The organism is Wolbachia endosymbiont (group A) of Beris morrisii, assembly GCF_964028185.1.
In the GTDB taxonomy this organism is placed as follows: domain Bacteria; phylum Pseudomonadota; class Alphaproteobacteria; order Rickettsiales; family Anaplasmataceae; genus Wolbachia.
Map to the genome: position 1 here is coordinate 822,098 of NZ_OZ034760.1, position 25,603 is coordinate 847,700.

The window sequence follows — 25,603 nt, forward strand, 5'->3', positions numbered from 1 at the left end:
AACAACAAATTTATTTTTTAGAACTATAATAATCCAAAACTCTCATAAGCCTCATAGAAGATGAATTAATAGACAACGCCAACCGAGCAGGAATATCATAAGATATTAAACGCATAATTTTAACACGCAATTCATCCAGAGAAGGCAACTTAGCCAGTTTATTAACATCTTCCACTGTTAACAATTCATTTAAATGAGCTGCGCAAATCACAGACATTTTTTCTTTGTTAGCATTAGTAAAATCAACTATTAATTTTGCAGCTTCTACTATGCCACTAGAGTATATAATAGCAACAGGACCAGAAAATTTGCCTGATAAATAAGAAAATTTACCAGTCCTTTCTAAAGCCAAGCGAGCTAGAGTATTTTTAACTACTAATACCCCACCTGCTATAGACTTCAGGCTATTTCTCAGAGTTAACGAATCATTAGCATTTATAGATTTAAAATTTACTAATATTAAGAAATCATTATTTACAAATACGTTTATTGTGCTCTGTATAAATTCATCCTTATTTTTACGCTTCACGGTATCACTCCCTTAAATTACATCTTCCACTTTGCTTATCTTATAAGCTTTACCCATAGTTGAATTTAAAAAAACACCCTTAAAGTAAATTCCTTTCACAGAAATAGGTTTATTATCTTTAATTACTTTAAGAAAGGCTTTTAAATTTTCTAGCAAGTCATCAATATCAAATTTAATATTTCCTAATTTACCATGAATAACACCATTTTTATCTGTTCTAAATTTCACCTGACCAGACTTAATGGTTTTAATAGCTTCTGCAATGTTAGAAGTCACAGTACCAAATTTAGGGTTAGGCATCAGCCCTTTAGCACCCAATACTTTTGCAATAGGAGTGATTTTTGCCATAAAATCAGGAGTAGTAATGCACCAATCAACATCTAATTTTCTACCTTTTTTTATTTCTTCAACTAAATCCTCTCCTCCTGCAATATCAGCACCAGCTTTTTCAGCTTCTAATAAATGTTTATCTTGAGCGAAAACAGCTACTTTAATATTTTTCCCGATACCTTTAGGCAAAACTACTGTACCACGCACCTGCTCTTCAGATTTACGTGAATCTACGCCTAAATTGACTGCAATATCAACTGATTCATTAAATTTTGCTGAAGCAGACTCAACAATCTTCTTCAAACACTGCTTAGGATTATCATTATATGTATTCATTTACCTAACCTTCCACAACTTCTATACCCATAGATTTCGCAGTGCCTACAACCATTTTCACTGCTGAATCTTCATTATCCACCTTCATATCAACCATCTTGCACTTTGCCACTTTAATTATAGCAGACATAGGTAATTTAGCCACTAATTCTTTACCAGGATTACCAGAACTTTTACTTAATTTAGCCTCCTGCTTAAGTAAATAAGCCACAGGCGGACCGCTGACAGTAAAATCATGAGAGCGATCATCCTTTATGGAAATTCGCACTGTTACTAAATCGCCTACTTTATAATTAGCGTTAGCAGTGCTAGTAACTTTATTAAAAGCTTCACAAAACTTAGGAACAGGTATACCACGTGGACCAAGTACTGAAGCAATTTTCGGTCCTGGAACTGCTTTCCCAGCTTCCATAAGTAAGTTAATCTTAGCAACTATAACACTCATAATTAATCCTCTATTTTCTCTACTTGAGCCAGATCAAGCTCTATTATTGTCGGCTTACCTAAAATTGATACTTCCACATTAATAATTTTTTTCTCATCGTTTACCATATTTACCTTACCAGTAAAATTTTGAAAAAGACCATCATTAATTTTCACTTTTTCACCTTTTTCATAACCATAACCTAACTTCTTTGTCTCTTGAGCATCATAAAGTGCATTACACATTGAGTGAATCTCATCATCCAAAATCACCTTTGGAATATTACCATTTTTCAAAAATCCATAAACCTTAAGAGATTTTGGTATATTATTGATAAAATTCAATACTTCATCGCATAAATTCACGTATAAAAAGACATAACCAGGAAAGCATTTCCTTCGTGTAGCAATTTTCTTAGATTTCAACTCTACTTCACTTAGCTCTTCATATGGAATAAAAACTTCCTTAAAGTAATCATTAACACCCAATCTCATAGAATTTTCCAATATATGTTGGCGCACTTTCTCTTCACAATTGGAAGCAACTCTCAAGATATACCATTTATATCTATTAAATTCTTTACACTTTAAACTTATTTCATCATCTGAAATCATCTCAAAATCACCAGATTCGCCACTGCAGAATCCAGGCGTTTGATTCAAAATATTTTTGCTTTCATCACATAGATGCATATATACATACACTTCACATAACTCTTTTATATCAGACTTTGAATTACATACCGTTTGATAAGGAATAAACACTTCCTTAAAATAAACAGCATCACTTACCAATTCGCGTATATTTTGCTCATATCCATAATCAACTTTAATGATATACCATTTATATTCACATTCCATAAATAATTCCAAATAAAGCCTTAATTACGTAAAGAGACATAAAATCCACAAAACAGAAGAAAATCGAAAAGCATAATATAACAATCATTACAACAAATAGAGATGACAACACCTCCTGTTTCTTTACCCAAGCAATTCTTCGTATTTCTTGCTTTATATCACAGAAAAAAACACACAAACTTTTTAACATTTTCACCACAACATTAATGCAGGAGCGATAGGAATTGAACCTACAACCTCTGGTTTTGGAGACCAGCGCTCTACCAATTGAGCTACACTCCTATAACTCAAACTCTCACTCCAAAATTTCAGAAACAACACCAGAACCAACAGTTCTACCGCCTTCTCTTATCGCAAAACGCAATCCCTTATCCATTGCTATCGGTACTTGCAATTCTACTTCTACACTCACATTATCTCCTGGCATTACCATCTCCTTCCCATCTAGCAATTTTATGCTCCCAGTTACATCCGTTGTCCTTAAATAAAACTGTGGCTGGTAATTCGCAAAAAATGGTGTATGCCTTCCTCCTTCCTCTTTCTTTAATATATAAACCTCCGCCTTAAACTTTCTATGCGGCGTTATCGTCCCCGGTTTTGCTAATACTTGCCCTCTCTCCACTTCTTCTCTTTTTGTTCCTCTTAACAATATTCCTACATTGAGTCCTGCACTTCCCTTATCCAGCAACTTCTTAAACATTTCTACACCTGTGCATATCGTCTTTTGCGTCTCCTTCAGACCTATTATCTCTATCTCTTCTCCCGTCTTTATCTCTCCCTTCTCTATTCTTCCTGTTACCACCGTCCCTCGCCCCGATATCGAAAATACATCTTCGATTGGCAATAAAAATGGTAAATCCACAGGCCTTGGTGGAACCGCCACATATTCATCTAACTTTTCCATCAATTTGTCTATTGATTTCTTTCCATATTCGCCGCTGTCATCCTCCAGCGCCTTGAGTGCTGACCCAACTACCACAGGCACTTCATCCCCTGGAAATCCGTATTTACTCAGCAATTCCCTCACTTCCATTTCTACTAAATCTATCATATCAGCATCAGCAACATCAGCTTTATTTATATACACCACGATATATCCAACACCTACCTGCTTCGCCAGCAATATATGCTCTCTCGTTTGTGGCATTGGCCCATCAACTCCCGACACTACCAATATCGCTGCATCCATCTGTGCTGCACCTACTATCATATTCTTTACATAGTCAGCATGTCCAGGACAATCAACGTGTGCATAATGCCTTTTTTCCGTCTGATACTCAACATGCGCTGTTGCTATCGTTATCCCCCTCTTCCTTTCTTCTGGCGCTTTATCTATCTGATCGTACGCTACAAAATTTCCATAATGCTTTGTTATCGCCGCTGTTAACGTTGTCTTCCCATGATCCACATGTCCTATTGTTCCCACATTTACATGCGGCTTTCCAAATGCTTCCACTACTGCTGTCATAATTATTACCCTTAATTATACTTTAACTTTAACTCATCAACCACATATTGTGGTACTTGTTCATAATAAGAAAAATGCATACTATACTGAGCTCTTCCCTGAGATATAGAACGCAAAACATTTATATAACCAAACATATTCGCAAGAGGTACGAAAGCAAGAATTATAGTGCTACTATTATGCGTTTCCATACTTGAAACTTGCCCCCTTCTGCTATTTACATCGCCCATGATATCACCCATATACTCTTCAGGCGTAATGATTTCAACTTTCATTATAGGTTCTAACATTTTTGGACCAGCTTTATTTGCCATCTCTTTAAAAGCACCTTTAGCAGCAAGTTCAAAAGCTAAAGGACTAGAATCAACCTCATGAAAAGCACCATCAAGAAGGGTAGCCTTAAAATCAATCAACGGAAATCCCGAAATTATACCACCTTCTTTTATCAACTCTAAGCCATTTTCTACCCCAGGAATATACTCTTTTGGAATAGCACCACCTACAATTTTACTTTCAAATTGAAACCCAGAACCAGGCTCAAGAGGTTCAAATTTTATTTTAACCTTAGCAAACTGACCAGCCCCACCAGATTGTTTTTTATGAGTGTAATCAATTTCAACAGATTTAGTGATAGTTTCACGATATGCAACTTGAGGCGCACCGACGTTAGCCTCAACGTTAAACTCGCGCTTCATTCTATCAACAATAATCTCAAGATGGAGCTCACCCATGCCTTTCAATATAGTCTGGCCGCTTTCCGCATTTACTGACATTCTTAAAGAAGGATCTTCTGCAACCAATCTATTTAAAGCAATACCTAATTTTTCCTGATCTGAAGTAGTTTTAGGTTCCACAGCAATTTCAATAACAGGCTCAGGAAATTCCATACGCTCTAATAATATAGGAAAATCAGGTGAACATAAAGTGTCGCCAGTAATTGTTCTCTTTAATCCAACTAGGGCAACTATATCGCCAACTTTAGCTTCGTTTATATCTTCTCTGTTATTTGCATGCATAAGCAGCATTCTGCCAATTCCTTCAGTCTCATTTTTTCCCGCATTTAACACAGCAGATTTAGATTTTAACTTACCGGAATAAATACGAATAAACGTCAAGCTGCCTACAAACTTATCCGTCATCACTTTAAACGCAAGAGCAACGAATTTCTCTTTTTCTGAAGGTTTGATCTCAATTTTCTTTTCTAAATCTTTAGGATCAGTTCCAACAATTACATCAACATCAATAGGAGAAGGTAAAAAGTCAACCACACCATCTAAAAGTGGTTGTACGCCTTTATTTTTAAAAGCTGATCCACATAATACAGGAACAAATTTTCCTTTAATGGTCCCATTTCTCACGCATTTTTTCAGTAAATCCACTGGCAGATCATTAGACTCAAAGTAAGTGTTCATCGCTTCATCATCCATCTCAGCTGCAGCATCTAATAAAAGATTTCGATATTCTTGAGCCTTGTCAAGCAAATCAGAAGGAATATCTTCATAAGAAAATTTAGCGCCCAACGTTTCTTCTTGCCATATAATGGCTTTCATAGAAATAAGGTCAATTATACCTTTGAAATCTTTCTCACTTCCTATTGGCAACTGAATGACTAAAGGTGCTGCACCAAGCTTCGTCTTTATCATATCAACACATCGATAAAAATTTGCCCCTATTCTATCCATCTTATTAACAAAGCAGATACGAGGAACGCTATATTTATCAGCTTGACGCCAAACTGTCTCAGATTGAGGTTCAACTCCAGCAACTCCATCAAATACAGCAACTGCACCATCCAAAACCCTTAAAGATCTCTCAACTTCAATAGTGAAATCAACGTGACCAGGAGTGTCTATTATATTGACCCTATGATCATTCCAAAAACATGTTGTTGCAGCAGATGTGATTGTAATACCACGCTCTTTTTCCTGCTCCATCCAATCCATAGAAGCTGCCCCATCATGCACTTCACCAATTCTATTTTGCTTACCAGTATAAAATAAAATACGCTCTGTTGTGGTAGTCTTACCAGCATCTATGTGAGCCATTATCCCTATATTTCTGTATTTAGATATCCCAATTTCCATATCACAATTAATTAGCTAACATTAAAAACGAAGATGAGAAAATGCTTTATTAGCCTCAGCCATTTTATATTTTTCTTCGCACATCTTAAACGCACCACCGCGTTTATTATAAGCATCCAGTATTTCAGATTGCAAACAATCAACAGTGGTTTTTCCACTCTTTTTTCGAGCAGCAGAAGTTGCTTTAGCAATCCACCTTAACGCTAAAGAAACCGCTCTATCTTGTCGAACTTCAACAGGCACTTGATAAGTTGCACCACCAATGCGTCGAGAACGCACTTCTATAGAAGGAGTAACATTTCCTACCGCTGTTTCAAAAATTGATAACCCACCTTCACCTATTTTCTTTTCAGCTAAAGACAAAGCGTCATAGATAATCTTTTCTGCAGTAGATTTTTTACCACATTTCATGATTGTATTAATGAAACGCATCAGCAAAACACTGCCATAACGCGAATCAGGACTTATTTCTCTTTTTTTTGCTTTATTCCGACGAGCCATAAACTTTAACCAGATTTCTTTACACCATATTTTGAACGAGCTTTCTTTCGATTTTGCACACCACGCAGATCAAGGGCACCTCTTATTATGTGATAACGCACACCTGGCAAATCTTTAACCCGCCCACCACGTATCAAAACAACAGAGTGCTCTTGTAAATTATGACCTTCACCAGGTATATAAGCTGTCACTTCACCATACCCACTAATTTTTACTCTGGCTACTTTACGGAGTGCTGAGTTAGGCTTCCTAGGAGTTGTAGTATACACCTTAGTGCAAACACCCCTCCTTTGAGGGTTGCTTTCTCCCAAAGCTGGTACCTTTTTCTTATGGGTCAATCCTAATCTACCCTTACGTATTAATTGATTTATCGTAGGCATATGTTATAAACTCAAGCTCATTAAAATAACTAAGTTTTTAGTTATAAAATAATAAACCTCAATAGTCAATATAAAAATAAAAATTACTACTCTAATAATTAAGCTCAACTGCTTTGAAAGCCATCAGTAGACTTCTTGCATCACCTCCCAAGCCGCAATTGTCATTCAGTAGAAACGAAAAACTTGCTTGACACCCTTTGCCAGCCCCCTTATTATGACAATAAGGGTATTTATGACTCAAAACTTGTTTTTGACCTGCAGGCTCAATGACAAAATTCAGTAAAAAACTCAGGGTATTTATTGGCGGATTACATAAAATTATAGCGGCTGCATGTCTTTTTTATTTTTTCTACATTCAGCCAAATCGCGCTTATTTTAAGCGTTAGCACATTATTACAGCGCCAGTTTAAATTATTATAGGGTCAAAACTCGCACCACGGGGCTTTTTTTGCCTTTTTTTTATTTGGTAAATTTCTTAATGTTTATAGCTAAAAGAGCCCAAGAGAGGTCAGTGCCCCTGTGATGTCATTCCAGTGCTTGACACTGGAATCCAGTTTTCCATATAATCTCATCGAAAAAGTTGTAACCACTTTCTATGCTAGTTTGCTTGTAAACAAGCAAACTTTCCTGGATCCCAGTGTCTGGGCACTGGGATGACAAAAAAAGGAGCACTGGGATGACACCATTCTTTTTCCTGGATTCCAAACTGGGATGACAGCTAGCCTGACAATCGTCATTCCGCTACGTGTTAGCGGGATCTATGCTCAGAGATACCGTGACAGTATGACAGTTCGCGGCAGTATGACGATAACCTCGTCATCCCGCTACTTGTTAGCGGCTAAGAGATACCGCGACGGTATGACGTAGAGCTCGCGTTAGCTACTTTCATGACACCATTTGCTGTCTTCAAAAATTTACAATTGTGCGTCACGCGCTTTATTAAATATTTTACTTAAAAATCTAATTTCTTATTATATAAGAGATAGGCAATTCATTAATGATGAAAAATTACAAAAAGGGGCATAGAAAGCGCCTAAGAGAGAAAATTATTTTAGATAATGGACAATCATTACTTGATTATGAAGTTTTAGAGCACATTTTATATTCAGCATACAGTAGAATTGATGTAAAACCGATAGCAAAGAGTTTGATAGAAAATTTTGGCAGTTTGAATAAAGTTTTTAATGCTGACCTGGAAGCACTGCAAAACGTTGATGGTGTCAGCAATGCAGCGATATCTGCCATCTTTTGTGTAAAACAAGCCTTTGTTCGTTCTGCAAGAGAAGAAATAAAAGACCTGCCTATAATCGATAACTGGGAAAAATTGCTTGATTATTTAAGAACAAGTATAGGAAGCCTCAATAAGGAAAATTTTCGCGTCATCTATATGAATAAAAAGTATCGTCTAATAGCGGAAGACCTGCAAAACATTGGTACAGTAGATCAAACTCCTCTTTATGTCAGAGAGATCATCAAGCGCGCACTTTTGATTGGTTCAACGTCCATTGTAATATCTCACAATCATCCAAGCGGAGATACACAACCTTCAAATAGCGATATATCTCTCACTAGACAACTAGCAGAAGCTTGCCAAAGTATAGGAATAGAATTAATAGATCACATTATTATTACATTCAGTAGCTATTTTAGTTTCAAGGAAAATAGGTTATTGTGAAAGCTTTTATAGCTACAGTAACTTAGGTTTACCGACAATCGTCATCCCGCTACTTGTTAGCGGCTAAGAGATACCGCGGCGGTATAGTAACTCGTCATTCCGCTACGTGTTAGCGGCTGAGATACCGCGGCGGTATGACGTGTTGCTTGGGCCAGCTATACATATTAACTTAAAGGGAATTTATATCTCAAAACCGCAAAAAAAGGTGTGTGTATTTGTGAAAAAAAATCTCCATGAAATTTGTGAAGCAATGTGGTGGGACTAGTGCGATTCGAACGCACGACCTTCGGATTAGGAGTCCAACGCTCTATCCTGCTGAGCTATAGTCCCGTGTTTCCTACCATTCATGTAAAGTTATAGCAAAAAATCCTTTCTTTTCTAGATTTCTTGCATAACCAATTTATGACGACAAAAAACATTTCTGTACTTCTTGAGTATAATGCTATTATATTTAATAACATGGTTTAAGTAAGATTAATGCTAGTTAACAACATTGGTTATTTCTATAACAATCAAAACGACTTTGCTTTAAACAATATAAACATTAAAGTAAAGAAAGGAAATGTTGCATGTTTATTGGGGCATTCTGGCTGTGGCAAGTCAACAATTTTGAAATTAATTGCGGGGATAGAAAATCCAAAATCTGGAACTATTTTTATAAATGATAGGTTAGTTGCAAGCAATAAGGCATCAGTCACTATAGAGCATAGAAATATCGGATTGATTTTTCAGCATTCTGCATTATTTCCTCATAAAACAGTAGTAGAAAATATAACCTTTGCTATCCGCAGCTCTTCCAAGAGAGAAAAGCACCTAATTGCATTGGAAATTTTGAAGTTACTCAATATAGAAAAATACGAAAATATGTACCCTAACGCCTTATCTGGAGGACAGCAACAATTAGTTGCAATAGCAAGAGTGATGGCACAAAACCCTGATGTTGTGTTGTTAGATGAACCATTTTCTAATTTAGATATACTGCTCAAGTGCCGAATAAGACAACATATATTGTCCCTTTTTAGAAGTAAAAATATCCCTGTGCTAATGGTAACTCATGACCCGCAAGAAGCATTGAAAGTTGCAGATTTTATCTACGTAATGAAAAATGGTAAAATTATTCAATCAGGAGTTTCTAGCGATATATACCATAGGCCTAAAGATGATACGCTAGCAAAGTTTTTTAGTGAGCTCTCTTCTACTCTATAGTTAAGCGAAAAGTTTCCACTTATTCGCTGCAAGAAAATAATCTAGTCTGGAATTGTTATAAGATATAGCTCACACAGATAAAGTTTACTCTTTTGTCATCTTATGGCTTGACCATAGAAAAAAATCTAGATTCCAGCGTCACGCGCTAACTTAAATTGTTCAATACAACCATAAAATTTGTTTCGGTAAACCTAATTTGGGTTAGCTATAGAATTAAATATTAAAAAACCTTGATTTATAATTAAATAAAGGTGATATAATCTATGTGTTACTTGACTTCAGTCAAGTTTTAATATTTAAAGGTCAATATTTTAAATGGAGGTGGAAATGAGTTTAGGACCATGGCAATTGTTTCTAGTCTTAATAATAATTTTAGTTCTGTTTGGTGCAGGCAAATTACCGCAAGTTATGGGTGATTTAGGAAAAGGCATCAAAAACCTTAAACAGGAGCTTAAGGACTCAGAAAAATTATCGCCTAACGAACCAGATCGTTAGCGTCCTCATACTTCGTGACATGCACCTTAGTGCATGTCATCTGTTTAAAAACTTAGTCAGGTTAAAGAATGAAAGAGATGAAGTGTTGGTATGAAATAAATAACAAATATTGAAATACAGCAACAACTATGTTAGCTTAGGAGGAATATTTTATTAAAGGATAATTGTGCAAAAAAGTGAGAAACTAACTAAAGATAAAAAACTAGCTTCTGATATTCTAAAAGAGGTTGCAGATACCAATAACAATGATAGCGATAAAGTAACTTTGTTTGACATTAAAACAGCTTTGCATGAGCGCGGTTTTGGTATTTTAATAATCATCTTCTCCTTGCCGCTATCGGTGCCTATACCGGTTCCACCTGGTTATACAACTATTCTTTCTATACCTTTAATCTTATTCTCACTGCAGCTTCTATTTGGATTTGATTCTCCTTGGATGCCCAGTTGGCTAGAAAGAAGATCTTTTCAGCGTTCAACACTAGCTCTTGTGGTAGAGAAAACTTCCCCTGTATTAGAAAAAATAGAAAAATTCATGAAGCCAAGACTGTCTTTCATTTTCTATGGGCCTGGTGAGAAGATTCTGGCTTTTATGATGTTGCTTTGTGCAATAATAATAGCTCTTCCATTACCTTTTACTCACTTCCTTCCTGCAATTGGCACAACTCTTATTTCACTTAGCATTATGAGTAAAGACGGGTTTCTATCCATATTGGGAGTTTTAGTATCATTGTGTGCGTTGTTGCTTACTCTTGTTGTAATAGTCAAAGGACCACAACTTATAACCGGAGCACTTTCTCTTCTTAAAAGCTTTACAACACTTTAACAAAAGAACGAATTACTAGCGCAAAATGAATAATGCATATTGAAATATGGCAATAATTATGTTAGTTAGAAAGAATAGTTTTATTAAAGAGTAACTGTGCAAAAAAGTAAGAAACTGACCGAAAATAAAAAATTAGCTTCTGATATTCTAAAAGAGGTTGCAGATACCAATAACAATGATAGCGATAAAGTAACTTTGTTTGACATTAAAACAGCTTTGCATGAGCGCGGTTTTGGTATTTTAATAATCATCTTCTCCTTGCCGCTATCGGTGCCTATACCGGTTCCACCTGGTTATACAACTATTCTTTCTATACCTTTAATCTTATTCTCACTGCAACTTTTATTTGGATTTGATTCTCCTTGGATGCCGCATTGGTTGGAAAGAAGATCTTTTCAGCGTTCAACACTAGCTCTTGTGGTGGAAAAAACTTCTCCAGCATTAAGAAAAATAGAAAAGTTCATGAAACCAAGAATGTCTTTTATTTTCTATGGGCCCGGTGAAAAGATTTTAGCTTTTATAATGTTGCTTTGTGCGTTATCAATAGCTCTTCCATTACCTCTTACCAACTTTATTCCTGCAATTGGTACGACTCTTATTTCACTTGGCATTATGAGTAAAGATGGGTTTCTATCCATATTGGGAGTTTTAATATCATTGTGTGGGTTATTGCTTACTCTTGTTGTAGTAGTCAAAGGGCCACAACTTATCATTGGGGCATTTTCTTTTCTCAAAAGCTTCGTATATGGTTAGGCTTTACAATACCTTAACAAAAAAAAAGGAACTTTTTACACCAATCGATAAAGATCATGTGAAAATGTATGTTTGCGGACCAACAGTATATGACACAGCACATATAGGCAATGCACGGTCTGTTGTTGTGTATGATGTGTTATTTCAGCTACTTAAGTTTTGTTATGGCAAAGTTACCTACGTGCGTAACATAACCGACATTGATGATAAGATAATTAATGCAGCAAGTGAGAAAAATAGCAACATAGAAAGTATAACCACATATTACATTAAAGCTTTTCATGATGATATGGAAAGCATAAATTGTAAAGAGCCAACACACGAGCCAAAAGCAACGGAAAACGTAGATTATATTATAGAATTAATTGAACATTTGCTGCGATCTGGTCATGCTTATGAATCCAATAAACATGTATATTTTAGTGTAGAATCTTACCATGAATATGGTGCTTTATCAGGAAAAAAAACTGATGAATTGGTTCCAGGTAGCAGAGTTGAAGTTAATGAAAATAAAAAGCACCCTGGAGATTTTGTACTGTGGAAACCTGCAAGTGATATTGACTACAAACTTTCAAGTTATTGGAATAGCCCATGGGGAGAAGGAAGACCAGGATGGCATATAGAGTGTTCAGCGATGTCATATGCTTACCTTGGCAAGGATTTTGACATTCATGGTGGCGGCATAGATTTACAATTTCCTCACCATGAAAATGAAATTGCACAGAGTAAGTCTGCATTTGCTGGATCAATGTTTGCAAAATACTGGATGCATAACGGTTTTCTTACAGTAAATGAAGAAAAAATGAGCAAGTCCTTATTTAATATAGTCAAAGTAAGAGATTTGCTAGATAGTGGAATAAAGGGTGAAGTAATACGCTATGCACTGCTCAAAACTCACTACAGAAAACCACTTGATTGGACAGAAAACGTTATTTCTGATGCACAGGAAACCTTAAATAAATTTAATCGGTTATCACGTGGTTTAGATACAATAAATATTGATGAAAGTAATGCAGAGATTTCTAAAGATTTTATAGACGCTTTAAAAAACGACTTAAACATTCCTGAAGCCCTAGCTATATTACATGAAATGGCTGCAAAAATCAACAAAATGAGTAATGAAAGTGAAAAGCTTAAATTAACTGAGAGTTTTGTTAAGAGTGCCAGATTTATTGGTCTTCTTGAGTCAAGTTATCAAGAGTGGTTTGCTGTGGATGTAAATCATCAAGAAATAGAAAGGTTGATAGACTTAAGAAAAATTGCAAAAAAAAATAAAAATTACGATACTGCAGACAAAATAAGGGATCAGTTGAAACAAATGGGGATTACAATTTCTGACAATGAAGATGGTACAACAACTTGGTAACTTATATGGAAGATTACTTTCTGCTGTTTAAAGACAGCCTATTATCATCATTAGTCTTACCCATACATCAAGGTTTTGTGTTCAATACGATGCTTTATTTCAGGTCGTATTATACTCCACTACTTATGTTATTTTTTGGAGTACTAGGATCAAGCCTTGGTGGAATAGTTAATTGGTACTTAGGTAGAATAACAATCTCTATACGAAAATCATACCACAAATTAGAAAACGGATATACAATGCCAGAAGCCACAAAAAACTTGCTAATTTTTGCGACTTTATTGCTTTCATGGGTGCCAGCACTTGGGAGTGTGATTCAAATTTTATCAGGTTATTTCAAGTTAAACCTTTATATCCTTGCCCCTTTAATCATTCTATCTAATTTCTTCTATTTGTTATATCTAATACTTACTTTTGGCGTATAACAGCTATAGTACTACAGCTATTCAAGCCCACTTCTGTCATCCTATGGCCTGACAGAGGCTGAGCTATAAATTAAATGCAAAATTTCAATAGTCACGGGATGCACCATGAGCTAAAAGTAACTTTATTTGAAAAAATTTCTCTTATACAAATATCATCAGGAGCAAGGTAGGACATTTGTAATTTTCCAAATTACAAATGTTGTTTTAGTATAACAGTCACTTTTATATTTGGATTCAAAGTCAAGCAGTTTCTCTGCTTCTTCTTCATACTCTTTCAGGTAGTCACTAACACTAATTTTTTTCTTACTTCTACGACTTAGTACAATATTGCTTTCGTTTATATATTTTACTGCTTGCCCCAAAGCTAATGGAAAATACTGCAATTCTTTTGTTAGTTTTTTTATTTCTTCATCTTGTAAATTATTTCTTATATTCAAAGCCTTCTTCACAAACCTCAAAGCTTCTGTTTCAGTAAACTCATCTAATTGTATTACTTGTATCTTACCTTCCTCTTCTCCTACTTTCCAATCTTTACTACGAGAAGTAATTAATACGCAAGGCTTGTTATAGTCCTGGCCTAAAGAGAATGGCAAAAACTTACTAATATCCTCATATCCCTCAGCATTATCAAAAATGAACAGGCTTTTCCTTCCCCTTCTTGCAAAGAAAGCATATATTTCTTTAACAATAGTTTCTATCGTCTTGTCATTTCCGTACTTATCCTGGGGAGGAATACCTAGTTTATCATCCTCAGCTAACTTCAGAAAAGAATTCTTCATAATTCCAAAGTTTTCAGCGTTTACCCATACAACATTGCCATCATAATGTTTTCTATACTCATAAGCATATTTCCTAGCTAACTCACTTTTTCCTATTCCTCCAAGACCACCGATAACAACCATTTGTGATATTGCCGTTAGTTTGCCAGTACTTTCATGCAATTTACCATATATTTCTTGCAATTCGCTGTCCCTCCCAACAAACATCTCAACTGGATATACCATATTAAACTGAATAGGCTTCTCTATCTGCTTGTTATTCTGTGTTGTTGCAACTGCATGTATTTTATGCAGTATTTTACTATCCTTACGCTGTTGTTTTGCTATTTTACCTATTTCTTTATTCCCTTTCTCTACTTCTTGTCTTATCTCACTTAAAGTACTAGCACACATCTCTACTTTTCGGAAAAGCTCTTCGCCTTCTTTATGTGAAAGGAAACGTCCTTCTCTATCCTTCATCCAACCCCATATTTTCATAAAAAGCGCGTTGTAAGCAGTTTCGTCATTACCAAAGTAGTTGAACTTTTCGATCAATTTGTTACTTATCTCATTTTTGATTAATCCTTCCAGTTCAGCATGGTTAGGTAAATTAACTGCAAACACCAATTTATCTAGAAATTCCTCTATTTTCTTATTTATTTCTCCATCGCTAACTTGTCCACCTACCTCACCCTTTATAAAATCCATATTCTCCTGCAAGTGTGAGATAATACTATTATCAAATTTATATCTTATACTACTGCCTATATTCAGAAACTCATCTTCTGTGTTCATCCTTGTAAATGAAATTCCCTTATCTGCTAGACTTTCAAAGTCAAAACCGACATTTGTGGCAATAACAAAATCTTCTATTTCACCCTCGAACTTTCCTCTACTTTTGATTTTTAAATAAGCAACAAGATATTTTACTAAGCTGAATTCACTACTTTTTCGCCATGTTAATAAGTCACCTATGCTGATTTTTCTGTGTCCATCTTGCTTGTGCTTGATTTGTATGAATCTATGTATTATTCTTCTGTTTTGTTCATACCGAAGAACAATATCACCAAAACCTTCAGCTAACTCCATTTCCGTAGCCAAGAGGAAAGGACACTTTTTATCCATCGCACGTTCGAGAAAGAATATGAGCCACAATTTTTGATAGGTAATACCATGGTAAAAGCGTTTTACCTCTCCAGCAGGATAACCTTCGGGCACCTTATCTAACTTTTCACTCAAAATTGAATTCACGACATCAGGGCTGGCTTTTCCCTTGGTGAGTTTCATAACTTCGCCAACAAAGAATCCGTATAATCTTGTTTTACCGCTTTTGTATTCTTGAACTTTATCTTGGTTGTTATTGATGATTTTGTCGATAACTTCTGCTATTTGACCTTTATCAGTTATTTGCTTTAGGTCTTGCTCTTCTATAATTAGAGATGCAGGTTTGCCAGTTTCAAACATAATATCAAAAATTTGTTTGCCAAGTTTAGCAGAGATTGTTCCATCAACGATAAAATCTAAGAGTTCCAACAAGGCATTGGCTTTGATTGGAGAGCTCACAATATCAATACCTGCTTTATTCAAACGACCGAAAAGCTCTACAGTTAACCAAGTAACCGCGAGCTTTGAATCATGTTTTTTTATCAATTCCTCAAAGTAATCAGCGGTTGCCTTATCGGAAGTAATGACGTTTGCATCGTATTCGTTGATACCCAATTCCTCAATGTATCGCAGCTTTTTTTGATCTGGTAACTCAGGCAAAGATGATTGAATTAAATCAATCTTCTCCTGGCTTACCTCAACAGGTAATAAATCAGGCTCAGGGAAGTATCTATAGTCGCTTGCATCCTCTTTGTTTCGCATCACTTTTGTTTTTCCCGAAGCAACGTCAAACAATAAGGTATCTTGACTTATTTCTTCCCCACTTTCTAAAATTTCAATTTGTCTTTGTATTTCATAGTCTATAGCTTGCACAATATAACGTATCGAGTTCAGATTTTTTATCTCACAACGAGTGCCAAATGTGCTACTGCCTTTTAGGCGGACAGAAACATTTGCATCACAACGAAGTGATCCCTTTTCCATATCACCATCACATGAACCAATGTAACGCAAAATCTGCCTCAATTTTTTCATGCATTCTGCAGCTTCCGCAGATGAACGGAGATCTGGTTCTGAAACAATTTCCATTAAAGCAACTCCTGCACGATTTAAATCCACATAAGTTTTGCTTTCCTCATGAACGCTCTTCCCTGCATCTTGCTCTAAATGAATTCTCGCGATTCTTATTTCCTTTTCATTGTCGTTGATAAATACTCTACCATTTTTAACTATTGGCTCAAAAAACTGGGTTATCTGGTAACCTTGAGGTAAATCGGGATAAAAATAATTTTTCCGATCAAAGTAAGAACACTTATTAATTTCTGCAGAAAGTGCAAGACCGGTGCGTATTGCTTGCTCTATGCAGTAATAATTTAGTATTGGCAGTGTACCTGGCATTGCTGCATCAACTAGAGAAACTTGAGTGTTATGCTCAGCACCAAATTCCGTTGATGAGCTAGAAAATAGCTTCGTATTAGAAGAAACTTGAGCGTGCACCTCAAGCCCAATTACCGCTTCCCAATCCTCTTTCGTCATGTATTTTATTTAAATGATAATCTTAATATTCTGCAAAATTAACACAAAAAGTCAAAACAAAACCCACATTTTTATTTTTTGTCTTAACTTTTTAACCTATAGTAATTAAAGTGCAAAAAATCTATTGTTTTTTTATAAATTAAATCCTAAGGCATTTTTTACTGTAGATTAATCATTTGATTATAGTATCATTTTAATTAAGCTTATGCTTGGGATATTTATGAAGAATATTTTATATTTTATATTATTAGCTGTCGTATTCGGATCACCCATCCTGTTTGCTGTAGAGCAATTTGAAGAAAAGAAAATTGAATCAGTTCATAAAAACGAAAATGTAGGTGCAAGGAAGCAAGATTTACTGAGCAGCACAAATCAAAAAGATGAGTTGAAAAGCAACGTCGATGCTAAACAAACACAAGAGGCTGAGAGCAAAAGATTAGACGGCACTACCGATAAAGAGAAACTGCAACACAACGAGAACAAAGCTTTCGTGGTTGAAAAAACTATAAGTGAAGGTGAAAGGATTGATAAAGATTTGCCAAATGACCAGCTAGAAGGAAGCACAGACAAATTTGCTCAAAATTTACCAAATGTGGCCAATAAAGAAGTGAATAAAGATTTGAAACCAGAGCCTTTGCCTTTAAGTGCTGATTTAAATGAGAATACAGCTAACCCGCAAAAAAATCTACAAGCTGATCAGAAGATTGATATAAAAGATAATGAACTTTCAAAAAGTGATGCGAGTCAATTATTAGAGGGAAAAAAAGAAAAAGTAGAGAATCAGTCTGAAGAAAAAAAAGTGAAAGAAACAAACAGTAATTCCAAGGACCGCAATAGAGTAAAACCTATAACTAAAAAAGATGAAGAAGAGCAAAGTGAAAAGAAAAATTTACAAAAATGGACAAAGCTAAACAGAGAACCAATAAAAGAATGGGGTCATAAAGATATACAAAGCAAGTCAATATATAAACGACAATATGATAGCCTTAATGAGCATCTTCCTACAACTATATTTATTGACGATTACAGTAAACAATTTTTTTACTGCATTAAGAAGAACAACTTAACTTGCTTAAGAGGAGTAATAAGTAAGCTAGAAAAAATTGGATTAACAATTCAAGAGATACTAAGATTTAGAAATAAATTGGGTGATACTCCTCTCATTTATTCAGTTAAACAAGGTGAGGTAGACATAGTGCGCTTTCTCTTATTACAAGGTGCTGATCTTAGAGTAGTTAATAATAATTTTCAATCCCCAATTGATATAGCAATCGAAAAAAAGCAGGTCAAGATAATAAATGCGATTGCCGAAATGATGCCACACCTTTTGGAGGATAGAAAAATAGACAATAAAGAAAGCTCAGCAATGTACGATTGGGCTGTGAAAACGAAAGAAATACAGTGCGATAAGCAAGATGATTAGATTTTTGATATTAATTTTAGTTGGTCATTTATGTTATGGAAACGAAATAAATGATGAAAAAAATCCGATTAGTGATTTTTTAAACGCTCTGCATGATGTAAAATATGTATCTTACAGCAAAAAAGACTTTGCTGAATTTTTGGTGCAGTGCCACAAAGAGGGCGTGCCAGAAGATTTTAAGAAAGGTTTTGGTTCTAACTTAAATGGAGCTAATTTTAGTCAATTATATCTCAATAAATCTGTTTTTGATGGAGTAAGTCTAATTGGTGCTGATTTTTCTAACACCGATTTATCAGATGTGTCTTTCATTGATGTTGATTTACGTGGTGCTAATTTCTCCAATGCTAATTTACATGGCATTAAAATAAAAGGTACAAATTTGAGTTTTACAAAATTTGTTTCTGCAAATTTAACAGATATCGTATTTGACCAGTCTAATGTTAGTTATGCTGATTTTATCAGTTCCGATCTCAAAAAAGTAAGTATGCACAATGTAATTGGTGTGCATACTAATTTCTCGAATGTGAAAATGAGTTTTTCTAGCTTATTAAACTCGAATGTTAGCTACGTAAATTTTAGTGATAGTGAAATAAACGATACCGTTATGCAGAAAAACAACCTTGATAATGCAAGTTTCTTTGGAGTGGATGCATATAAATTAAAGATACAATTTTCTTCATTAAAAAATGCTAACATATATGGTGCAGAGTTAAAAGAATCAGACTTTACAGGTAGCAATCTTTCCGATGCCTGCCTTAATTCTTCTATCATAATTGACAGTAACTTCGACGAAACTAATTTAAGCAACACACAAATTTCCTATGTGAATGACGATAATTCAAGTTTTGTTCAATCTATACTAAATGGTTCCAAGATAAAACATGCATATGCTTCTGAAACAAATCTTCAGGATGCTGATTTATCCAATATTGATTTTAGTTTTAGTGAACTGCATCAAGTTAATGTCTTTAATGCTGACATTCGTCACGGAAAGTTTCATAATACTAAAGTTGCAAATTCTAACATGAATGGCTCATTTTTTGACCATTCACTATTCACCTCTGCGAAGATAGAAGATTCAGACCTTTCTACAACTTCAATGTATAAGATAAAAATCCAAGACTCTCAAGTTTATAACAGTACACTTTCTCGCCATAATATTGATTCCAGTGAAATAGAAAATTCAACATTCTTTAATTTATTAGCTGATAATTCGAGCTGGTCCAATTTAAAAGTAACTAATTCAAATTTTATTGAAAGCGATTTCAGATCTTCTTTGCTTCACGCTAATGCCTTTAGGAAAACTAGCTTTTTTCTTAGCAATTTGAGTAATTCAACAATTAGTGATATGTCTTTTCTCTCTTCAAGCATATATAAAAGTTCAGTTGTTGATGCTCACTTAACAGGTTGCAAATTTGATAATTCAATTTTGATTGACAATAAAGGACAGAAAAAACTTGCAGGTTCAGAAAATGCTATAACTTCGATTAAAGATTTGCAAGAGAAAATATCACAGGGTGAAAAATTTAATGTAAATTATTCTTACTTTGAATTTAAGAATATGAATTTAGAAAATGCCGATTTTTCTAATTCAACATTGAGTAGAGCAAAGTTTGTAAACGTTAATTTGAATAAGGCAAATTTTGAAAAAGCCGATTTGCGCTATACTGTCTTTGATAATTCTTCTCTTATTGGCACCAACTTATCAAATTCTAATTTAGAAGGTTCTAGCTTTTTAAACTCTGATCCAAAAAGTGCCATGTTAAAAAATGCAAAGAAAAATGACCGTAAAAAGTGAGGGCGTATTATTGGTTCTATCCTCCCCTTCTGGAGCTGGAAAAACTACCATATCAGCAAAATTACTTGAGCGATCAACTAATTTAGTTAGGTCTGTTTCTACGACTACGCGCAAGCCTCGCCCCGGCGAAATAAATGGAAAAGACTATTTTTTCGTTACCGAAGAAAAATTTCACGAGTTATGCAAAGCTGGCCAAATGCTTGAATACGCCAAAGTTTTTGAGAATTTTTATGGTATACCAAGAGATTTTATAGAGCAAAACCTGAGCAGTGGAATAAGCGTTTTACTAAGCATAGATTGGCAAGGAGCATTTCACTTATTCAAGCTCATGAGAAAAAAAGTTGTGAGTGTTTTTATACTTCCCCCTTCAATGGAAGAGCTTAGGTTGCGTTTGCAAAAGCGTAATAGTGATGATGCAAGCGAAATAGAGCGCAGATTAGCCGAAGCTCAAAAAGAGATAAGCAAACGTGATAAATATGATTATGTAATAATCAATGATGATATTGATAAAAGTGTAGAAGAGATAAGCTCCATACTAAATAAAGAAAGACTTAAAAAACTAAAAGAAAAACCAAGTCTGGAAGACTGATAAAAACATCAATTTGGATATTTGCAGCTATAGTTTCTTATCCTATTTTAGCCAATAGCACGTTTCGCAGTTTAGCTATATTTATTATTTTTTAAGATTAAATGGTTAAAATAGTAGCAACTGTTCAAGTGAGGATTTGACTATGATAACAGATTTTCTAATAGAAACTAGTTTTCTGCCTTTCCACCTATATTTTGATCACATATACAACGTTTAGCTCAAATTAAAAGTCAAACTTCTTGGTTGTTAGTTTAGTGCTGACAACTTAAATAGCTTTTAATATTGAGGTTTTAGTATGGGTATAGATATAACTGCACTAACTACTAATGCAGATAAATTAGGTGAATGCATAGATAAAAATAAAAAGCAAGAGCGAGAGCAGGATAGAAAAGACGAGCAATTGCACTGCACTATAGAGAGAAAGGTAAAAAAAGAAGAACACAAGCGTGAAAAACCAAGAGGTCAAGATGGAACCCTCAAGAAGTGTAAAAGGTTATTTGAGAAAGATGCTAGTCCTGAAGTATTAACTAAATTAGAAGAATCACTTAGAGAACAAGAAAAATATTATAGGTATTATGTCCAATGCTTCCTTCCAGTGCTAGATAAAGCAATAGAACGACCGAAAAAAATATCAAATGAAACAAAAGAGCGAGTAAAGCAAGCAATTTCAGAAATTACTTATAATAGCAAATATTGTAACCAAAATGATCGTAGGGACAGTGGAATTGAAAGTGACTACAGTAGCGATGCTGGTGATGATTATGAGAAACATTCAATCAGTAACCCTAATACAGCAAATGAAGATCAAGAAGTAGAGAAAAGCAACGAAATAACAAATAGCAATGCTCTATTACTAAAAGCGATCAAAAATGGAAATAACAGGAAATTTAAAAAATATCTAAAAGGTTGCGCAGATATTAGCAGCATAAAAGCTGAAGAAGGGAAAAATATTTTACACCTTATCGCGTCGTTGGAAAAGAAACAGAAATGCAAGTTTCTAGGTACCCTAATAAAAACGTTCACCGAGGAAGATTTAGCACAACTTGTTGATAGTGAAAATCAGGACGAAAAAACTCCTCTTCAGGTGGCACTAATTGACAAGATAACAAAAGAAAAACATGAGTCTAATACAATTCGAAGTAACGATAACACACTTAAGTTTCTTACAAAATTGTTAGAGCATGGAGCCAGCTCTGATAATTTAGGATTATCTACAAAAAAATTACAAGACTTAAAAGAAGAGCAAAAGACATACTATCGTAATTTCTTAGAAAAATTAGCAGAGCAAGGAAAGAAATCTAAATTAAAGCCAGAAATAAGAATCAATACAGAAGCAAAAATTAAAGAAATTATACCACATACCATAAATACTCCAGATAGTAATGATAATTATCTATTACATCCAGTAATTAAAAATAGTGATAAAAAACTTTTTAAAGAACTATTGGAAAAAGGGGCGGATATTAGCCTTAAAGACACAGATGGTAACAATGCTTTACACTTGATTGTTAAACCTGAAACAAAACAAAAACTTGAACTTCTCAATATATTGCTAGAAGCAGGCCAAAAAGAACAATTTATAAAAGCTGTAAATGATAAAAAAGAAGGGCAAACACCGCTCCATCTGGTACTCCAGCGCATACAAGAGAAGAGTGAGAACCGATCACTTAAGGAATTTGAAAAAACTAAAAGGTATGAAACCCTAGAACTATTGCTAAAAAACGGTGCAGATATTACTGTGCAAGATAAAGATGAAAAAAATGCTCTGCACTATATTGCTTCATTCAAAGGAGAACAAAAAGTTGCATGTTTGAAGTTGATTTCAGATAAAGATGGATTTAGTAATGCTGTAAATACTACTAACAAGGAAGAACAAACACCTCTTCATCAGCTGCTTCAGCATATAAAAGAAAAGAATGAGGATCGATCATGTACAGATAGAAAATTTGAAAAAACAAAGAGGTATAAAGCCTTAGAGTTATTTCTACAAAATGGTGCAGATATTACTGTGCAAGATAAAGATGAAAAAAATGCTCTGCACTATATTGCTTCATTCAAAGGAGAACAAAAAGTTACATGTTTAGAGTTGATTTTAAATTCGGTGGAAAAAGAGAAATTTAGTAAAGCTGCAAACGCCACTAACGAAAAAGAACGAACACCACTACAAGTAGCGTTAATTACTAAGACGACAAAAGATAAACATAATTTGGTCAATCCTAAGAGCCGTGATAACACGATCAAGTTCTGTGTAAAATTATTGCAAAATGGTGTTGATCCAAAGCAGTTAATACTACCCGAAAGATTATGGAGCAAAGAGTATTATAAAACTATAAAAGGAATAGAGAAACCAACGGGTAGAGCGCTTATTCCAGATGATATGAGAACTGAACTGAAGTGCAATTTTGGCAAGAAGTTAAAAGCACGCGATATTGTGAAGTACATCAATAATGTTGCTTGTAAAGCAGTGACAACGCTTGTATTTGCTGCTTTAGCCTGTGCAGCAATATTCAGTGCTTCTCAAGGAATTATTACAATTGCAACTGCCTCATCTATTATAGCAGTTATTGGAGTTTGTTATCTTATTTACTTGAATTTAGAAAATATTTATGAAGGATTTGGAAAAATTAAAGGAAAGTTTACTGAAGAAAAGCAACTTACACTTCAAGATAACGCACCAAAAAATGATACACAATGCAATAACTCTGTTAAAGATATAGAAAATAAGTCCAACGATTTAGAAGAGCAAGAGGTGCAAAAATCATCAAATCAATCAGAATGTGCAGAAAATCCAGCTACCAAAATGAGCGATATATCAATACTACGTCAATTCATAAATAAGCTAGATGGGCTGACTAATAAACCCTCTTCTCTGGCGCTATGAAATCAATCTCACCGCTCAGAGTTTTTTCAGCAACTTTTTTGTAGTCAATTTTTACGTTAATTTGCCCTTTCTTTTCTTCAAGCCACGCTATAGTGTGCTTCATCCAGTTTTTGTCATCACGTTCAGGAAAGTCTTCACGAGCATGTGCACCTCTGCTTTCCTTTCGATTGGCTGCGCATTCCATGGTAATAACCGCTTGTGGGATCATGTTAGCAAGCTCCAGCGCTTCAACTAAATCACTGTTCCACATCATACTGCGATCCTCAAGTGAAATATCAGGCATCATTTTTGCTACCTTTTTTATAGCTTTTTTACCTTCTTCTAAAACTTCAGCAACACGGAACACTGATGCGTACTTTTGCATAGTGTGCTGCATTTCGCTGCGTATTTTTGCTACTTTGAGCTTCCCAGAAGCAAATCGCATTTTATTAAACCTATCTATTATCCAATCTGTACAATCTGAGCTCAATTTTTTATGTGGTGTACAGGATTTTAGTTTCTCTTTTGCTCTGAGCGCTGCAGCTCTGCCAAAAACCACAAGATCAAGAAGCGAGTTAGAACCAAGTCGATTTGCACCGTGCACAGAGACACACGCAGCTTCTCCAATTGCAAATAGTCCATCTACCACTTCTTCCTTACCTTGCTTCAGCGTGATCACTTCTCCATAATAATTGGTTGGAATGCCACCCATGTTATAGTGAACAGTCGGAATGACCGGTATTGGATCTTTAGTGACATCAACTCCAGCAAAAGTTCTTGCGGTTTCGCTAATGCCCGGCAATCTGAGTTTTATTACTTCCGGATCAAGATGTGCTATAGTTAAATACATGTAATCTTTTTTCGGTCCAACTCCCCTTCCCTCTCTAATTTCAATTGTTATTGCGCGACTTACCACATCACGAGAAGCTAAATCTTTTGCTTTTGGTGCGTAACGTTCCATAAACTTTTCGCCCTGAGAATTAACGAGATATCCCCCTTCGCCACGGCACCCTTCTGTCATCAAGCACCCTGAGCCATATATTCCTGTTGGATGAAATTGTACAAATTCCATATCTTCAAGTGGTAATCCAGCCCTTACTACCATGCCATTACCATCACCTGTGCAGGTATGCGCACTTGTTGCAGAGAAATAAACACGTCCATATCCACCTGTTGCTAGCACCACTCTATGCGCACGAAATCTATGTAATGTACCGTCGCATAGCGACCAAGCAAGAACTCCGCAGCATGTTTCGCTATCCATAATTAAATCAATCACAAAGTATTCAACAAAAAACTCAGCGTTGAATTTAAGACACTGCTGATATAGAGTGTGAAGGATTGCGTGCCCAGTTTTGTCTGCTGCCGCACAAGTGCGTTGAGCTGATTTTCCTTTACCAAAGTGAGTTGTCATTCCACCAAAAGAGCGCTGGTATATTTTGCCATCTTCTGTACGAGAAAAAGGTACGCCAAAATTTTCAAGTTCAATAACAGCTTTAGCAGCGTTTTTACACATATATTCTATTGCATCTTGATCACCAAGCCAGTCTGAACCTTTTATTGTGTCATATGCATGCCAGCGCCAATCGTCTTCACCGATATTACCTAAAGCTGCACTAATTCCGCCTTGTGCTGCAACTGTATGACTTCGTGTAGGGAAAATTTTAGAAATGCAGGCAACTGAAAAATTAGTTGCAGCCATCCCAAGCGTTGCTCTGAGCCCTGCTCCACCTGCACCTACTACTACCACATCATACTCATGTTCTATGATCTCATACGCTGACTTATCCATATTTACTTATTTTATCATTACGGGCTTATGATATCACAGAAGTAGAAAAAATCTATACAAGTTTTCTATAGCTATACCACCGCGAACC

Annotated in this window: 25 protein-coding genes, 2 tRNA genes and 1 pseudogene; 13 read left to right on the forward strand and 15 right to left on the reverse strand. The window is 35.2% G+C overall.

Annotation, left to right across the window (positions count from 1 at the left end; genetic code table 11):
• Positions 1-10 precede the first annotated feature (10 nt).
• The 11 genes from rplJ to ABWU69_RS08030 all read right to left on the reverse strand — a co-directional run bounded on the left by rplJ (position 11) and on the right by ABWU69_RS08030 (position 7,584).
• Entirely contained in the window at positions 11-529 is a 519-nt protein-coding gene (rplJ, locus tag ABWU69_RS04160) for a 50S ribosomal protein L10 (protein WP_265034342.1), read from the reverse strand.
• A 12-nt stretch (positions 530-541) separates the two neighbouring features.
• Complete coding sequence (rplA, locus tag ABWU69_RS04165; protein ID WP_265025463.1) at positions 542-1,195, reverse strand: 50S ribosomal protein L1; 654 nt, start codon at positions 1,193-1,195, stop codon at positions 542-544.
• 4 nt (positions 1,196-1,199) lie between these two features.
• Positions 1,200-1,640: a 50S ribosomal protein L11 gene (locus ABWU69_RS04170; protein ID WP_265034343.1), complete on the reverse strand. Its 441-nt coding sequence runs from the start codon at positions 1,638-1,640 to the stop codon at positions 1,200-1,202.
• A gap of 2 nt (positions 1,641-1,642) precedes the next feature.
• Positions 1,643-2,479 carry a transcription termination/antitermination protein NusG gene (gene nusG / locus ABWU69_RS04175; RefSeq protein WP_353284992.1) on the reverse strand — a complete coding sequence of 279 codons (837 nt, stop codon included), beginning with the start codon at positions 2,477-2,479 and terminating at the stop codon, positions 1,643-1,645.
• Positions 2,469-2,678: a preprotein translocase subunit SecE gene (secE, locus tag ABWU69_RS04180; RefSeq protein ID WP_320157457.1), complete on the reverse strand. Its 210-nt coding sequence runs from the start codon at positions 2,676-2,678 to the stop codon at positions 2,469-2,471. Before secE ends, nusG begins: the two co-directional genes overlap by 11 nt.
• A gap of 10 nt (positions 2,679-2,688) precedes the next feature.
• Positions 2,689-2,761, reverse strand: a tRNA-Trp gene (locus tag ABWU69_RS04185).
• Positions 2,762-2,774: 13 nt separating this feature from the next.
• Positions 2,775-3,947, reverse strand: a complete 1,173-nt coding sequence (tuf, locus tag ABWU69_RS04190) for an elongation factor Tu (protein WP_265025679.1) — start codon at positions 3,945-3,947, stop codon at positions 2,775-2,777.
• Between the two features lie 11 nt (positions 3,948-3,958).
• Positions 3,959-6,031, reverse strand: coding sequence for an elongation factor G (gene fusA, locus ABWU69_RS04195; protein WP_265034345.1), 2,073 nt, complete (start codon positions 6,029-6,031; stop codon positions 3,959-3,961).
• Between the two features lie 21 nt (positions 6,032-6,052).
• Positions 6,053-6,532, reverse strand: a complete 480-nt coding sequence (gene rpsG / locus ABWU69_RS04200; protein WP_007549313.1) for a 30S ribosomal protein S7 — start codon at positions 6,530-6,532, stop codon at positions 6,053-6,055.
• 5 nt (positions 6,533-6,537) lie between these two features.
• Positions 6,538-6,912, reverse strand: coding sequence for a 30S ribosomal protein S12 (rpsL, locus tag ABWU69_RS04205; RefSeq protein WP_006279787.1), 375 nt, complete (start codon positions 6,910-6,912; stop codon positions 6,538-6,540).
• 525 nt (positions 6,913-7,437) lie between these two features.
• Entirely contained in the window at positions 7,438-7,584 is a 147-nt protein-coding gene (locus ABWU69_RS08030; protein ID WP_410541787.1) for a hypothetical protein, read from the reverse strand.
• Positions 7,585-7,623: 39 nt separating this feature from the next.
• Between ABWU69_RS08030 and ABWU69_RS04220 the strand changes: the two genes are divergently transcribed.
• From ABWU69_RS04220 to ABWU69_RS04230, 3 genes are all read left to right on the forward strand, one after another.
• Positions 7,624-7,779 carry a hypothetical protein gene (locus tag ABWU69_RS04220; protein WP_265034346.1) on the forward strand — a complete coding sequence of 52 codons (156 nt, stop codon included), beginning with the start codon at positions 7,624-7,626 and terminating at the stop codon, positions 7,777-7,779.
• 133 nt (positions 7,780-7,912) lie between these two features.
• Positions 7,913-8,587 (forward strand): RadC family protein, encoded by a 675-nt coding sequence (gene radC, locus ABWU69_RS04225; protein WP_265035658.1) that lies wholly within the window; start codon positions 7,913-7,915, stop codon positions 8,585-8,587.
• Positions 8,588-8,693: 106 nt separating this feature from the next.
• Positions 8,694-8,852, forward strand: coding sequence for a hypothetical protein (locus ABWU69_RS04230; protein WP_341812857.1), 159 nt, complete (start codon positions 8,694-8,696; stop codon positions 8,850-8,852).
• Here the strand turns inward: ABWU69_RS04230 and ABWU69_RS04235 are convergent.
• Positions 8,841-8,917: transfer RNA gene (locus tag ABWU69_RS04235), tRNA-Arg, on the reverse strand. The two genes, ABWU69_RS04230 and ABWU69_RS04235, sit on opposite strands and share 12 nt — an antisense overlap.
• A gap of 147 nt (positions 8,918-9,064) precedes the next feature.
• Here ABWU69_RS04235 and ABWU69_RS04240 point away from each other — a divergent pair.
• The 6 genes from ABWU69_RS04240 (at position 9,065) to ABWU69_RS08035 (ending at position 13,655) form a co-directional block, all read left to right on the forward strand.
• Entirely contained in the window at positions 9,065-9,793 is a 729-nt protein-coding gene (locus ABWU69_RS04240) for an ABC transporter ATP-binding protein (protein WP_265034347.1), read from the forward strand.
• Positions 9,794-10,120: 327 nt separating this feature from the next.
• Complete coding sequence (locus ABWU69_RS04245; protein ID WP_265025453.1) at positions 10,121-10,288, forward strand: twin-arginine translocase TatA/TatE family subunit; 168 nt, start codon at positions 10,121-10,123, stop codon at positions 10,286-10,288.
• A gap of 166 nt (positions 10,289-10,454) precedes the next feature.
• A complete protein-coding gene (locus ABWU69_RS04250; protein ID WP_264705549.1) occupies positions 10,455-11,111 on the forward strand; it encodes an exopolysaccharide biosynthesis protein in 657 nt (218 codons plus the stop codon).
• A 96-nt stretch (positions 11,112-11,207) separates the two neighbouring features.
• Positions 11,208-11,864: an exopolysaccharide biosynthesis protein gene (locus ABWU69_RS04255; RefSeq protein WP_265034348.1), complete on the forward strand. Its 657-nt coding sequence runs from the start codon at positions 11,208-11,210 to the stop codon at positions 11,862-11,864.
• Positions 11,857-13,230: a cysteine--tRNA ligase gene (gene cysS, locus ABWU69_RS04260; RefSeq protein WP_265034349.1), complete on the forward strand. Its 1,374-nt coding sequence runs from the start codon at positions 11,857-11,859 to the stop codon at positions 13,228-13,230. The genes ABWU69_RS04255 and cysS overlap by 8 nt, the downstream gene beginning before the upstream one ends.
• Positions 13,231-13,235: 5 nt before the next feature.
• Entirely contained in the window at positions 13,236-13,655 is a 420-nt protein-coding gene (locus ABWU69_RS08035) for a DedA family protein (protein ID WP_406832528.1), read from the forward strand.
• Between the two features lie 155 nt (positions 13,656-13,810).
• Here the strand turns inward: ABWU69_RS08035 and ABWU69_RS04265 are convergent, their stop codons facing one another.
• Together ABWU69_RS04265 and gatB are read right to left on the reverse strand one after the other, a co-directional pair.
• Positions 13,811-15,538 (reverse strand): NB-ARC domain-containing protein, encoded by a 1,728-nt coding sequence (locus tag ABWU69_RS04265; protein ID WP_320157476.1) that lies wholly within the window; start codon positions 15,536-15,538, stop codon positions 13,811-13,813.
• Between the two features lie 99 nt (positions 15,539-15,637).
• A pseudogene (gene gatB, locus ABWU69_RS04270) lies at positions 15,638-17,053 on the reverse strand (Asp-tRNA(Asn)/Glu-tRNA(Gln) amidotransferase subunit GatB); the annotation flags it as partial.
• A gap of 220 nt (positions 17,054-17,273) precedes the next feature.
• Here gatB and ABWU69_RS04275 point away from each other — a divergent pair.
• From ABWU69_RS04275 to ABWU69_RS04290, 4 genes are all read left to right on the forward strand, one after another.
• Positions 17,274-18,476: an ankyrin repeat domain-containing protein gene (locus ABWU69_RS04275; protein ID WP_353284994.1), complete on the forward strand. Its 1,203-nt coding sequence runs from the start codon at positions 17,274-17,276 to the stop codon at positions 18,474-18,476.
• The gene (locus ABWU69_RS04280) at positions 18,469-20,274 is read left to right on the forward strand and encodes a pentapeptide repeat-containing protein (protein WP_353284995.1); all 1,806 of its coding nucleotides are present in this window, start codon (positions 18,469-18,471) and stop codon (positions 20,272-20,274) included. Before ABWU69_RS04275 ends, ABWU69_RS04280 begins: the two co-directional genes overlap by 8 nt.
• Complete coding sequence (gmk, locus tag ABWU69_RS04285) at positions 20,258-20,863, forward strand: guanylate kinase (RefSeq protein ID WP_265026619.1); 606 nt, start codon at positions 20,258-20,260, stop codon at positions 20,861-20,863. Before ABWU69_RS04280 ends, gmk begins: the two co-directional genes overlap by 17 nt.
• A gap of 295 nt (positions 20,864-21,158) precedes the next feature.
• A complete protein-coding gene (locus ABWU69_RS04290) occupies positions 21,159-23,744 on the forward strand; it encodes an ankyrin repeat domain-containing protein (protein ID WP_353284996.1) in 2,586 nt (861 codons plus the stop codon).
• On the opposite strand, the gene sdhA is transcribed toward ABWU69_RS04290, so the two are convergent.
• Positions 23,716-25,515: a succinate dehydrogenase flavoprotein subunit gene (gene sdhA / locus ABWU69_RS04295; RefSeq protein ID WP_265034354.1), complete on the reverse strand. Its 1,800-nt coding sequence runs from the start codon at positions 25,513-25,515 to the stop codon at positions 23,716-23,718. The two genes, ABWU69_RS04290 and sdhA, sit on opposite strands and share 29 nt — an antisense overlap.
• Positions 25,516-25,603 lie beyond the last annotated feature (88 nt).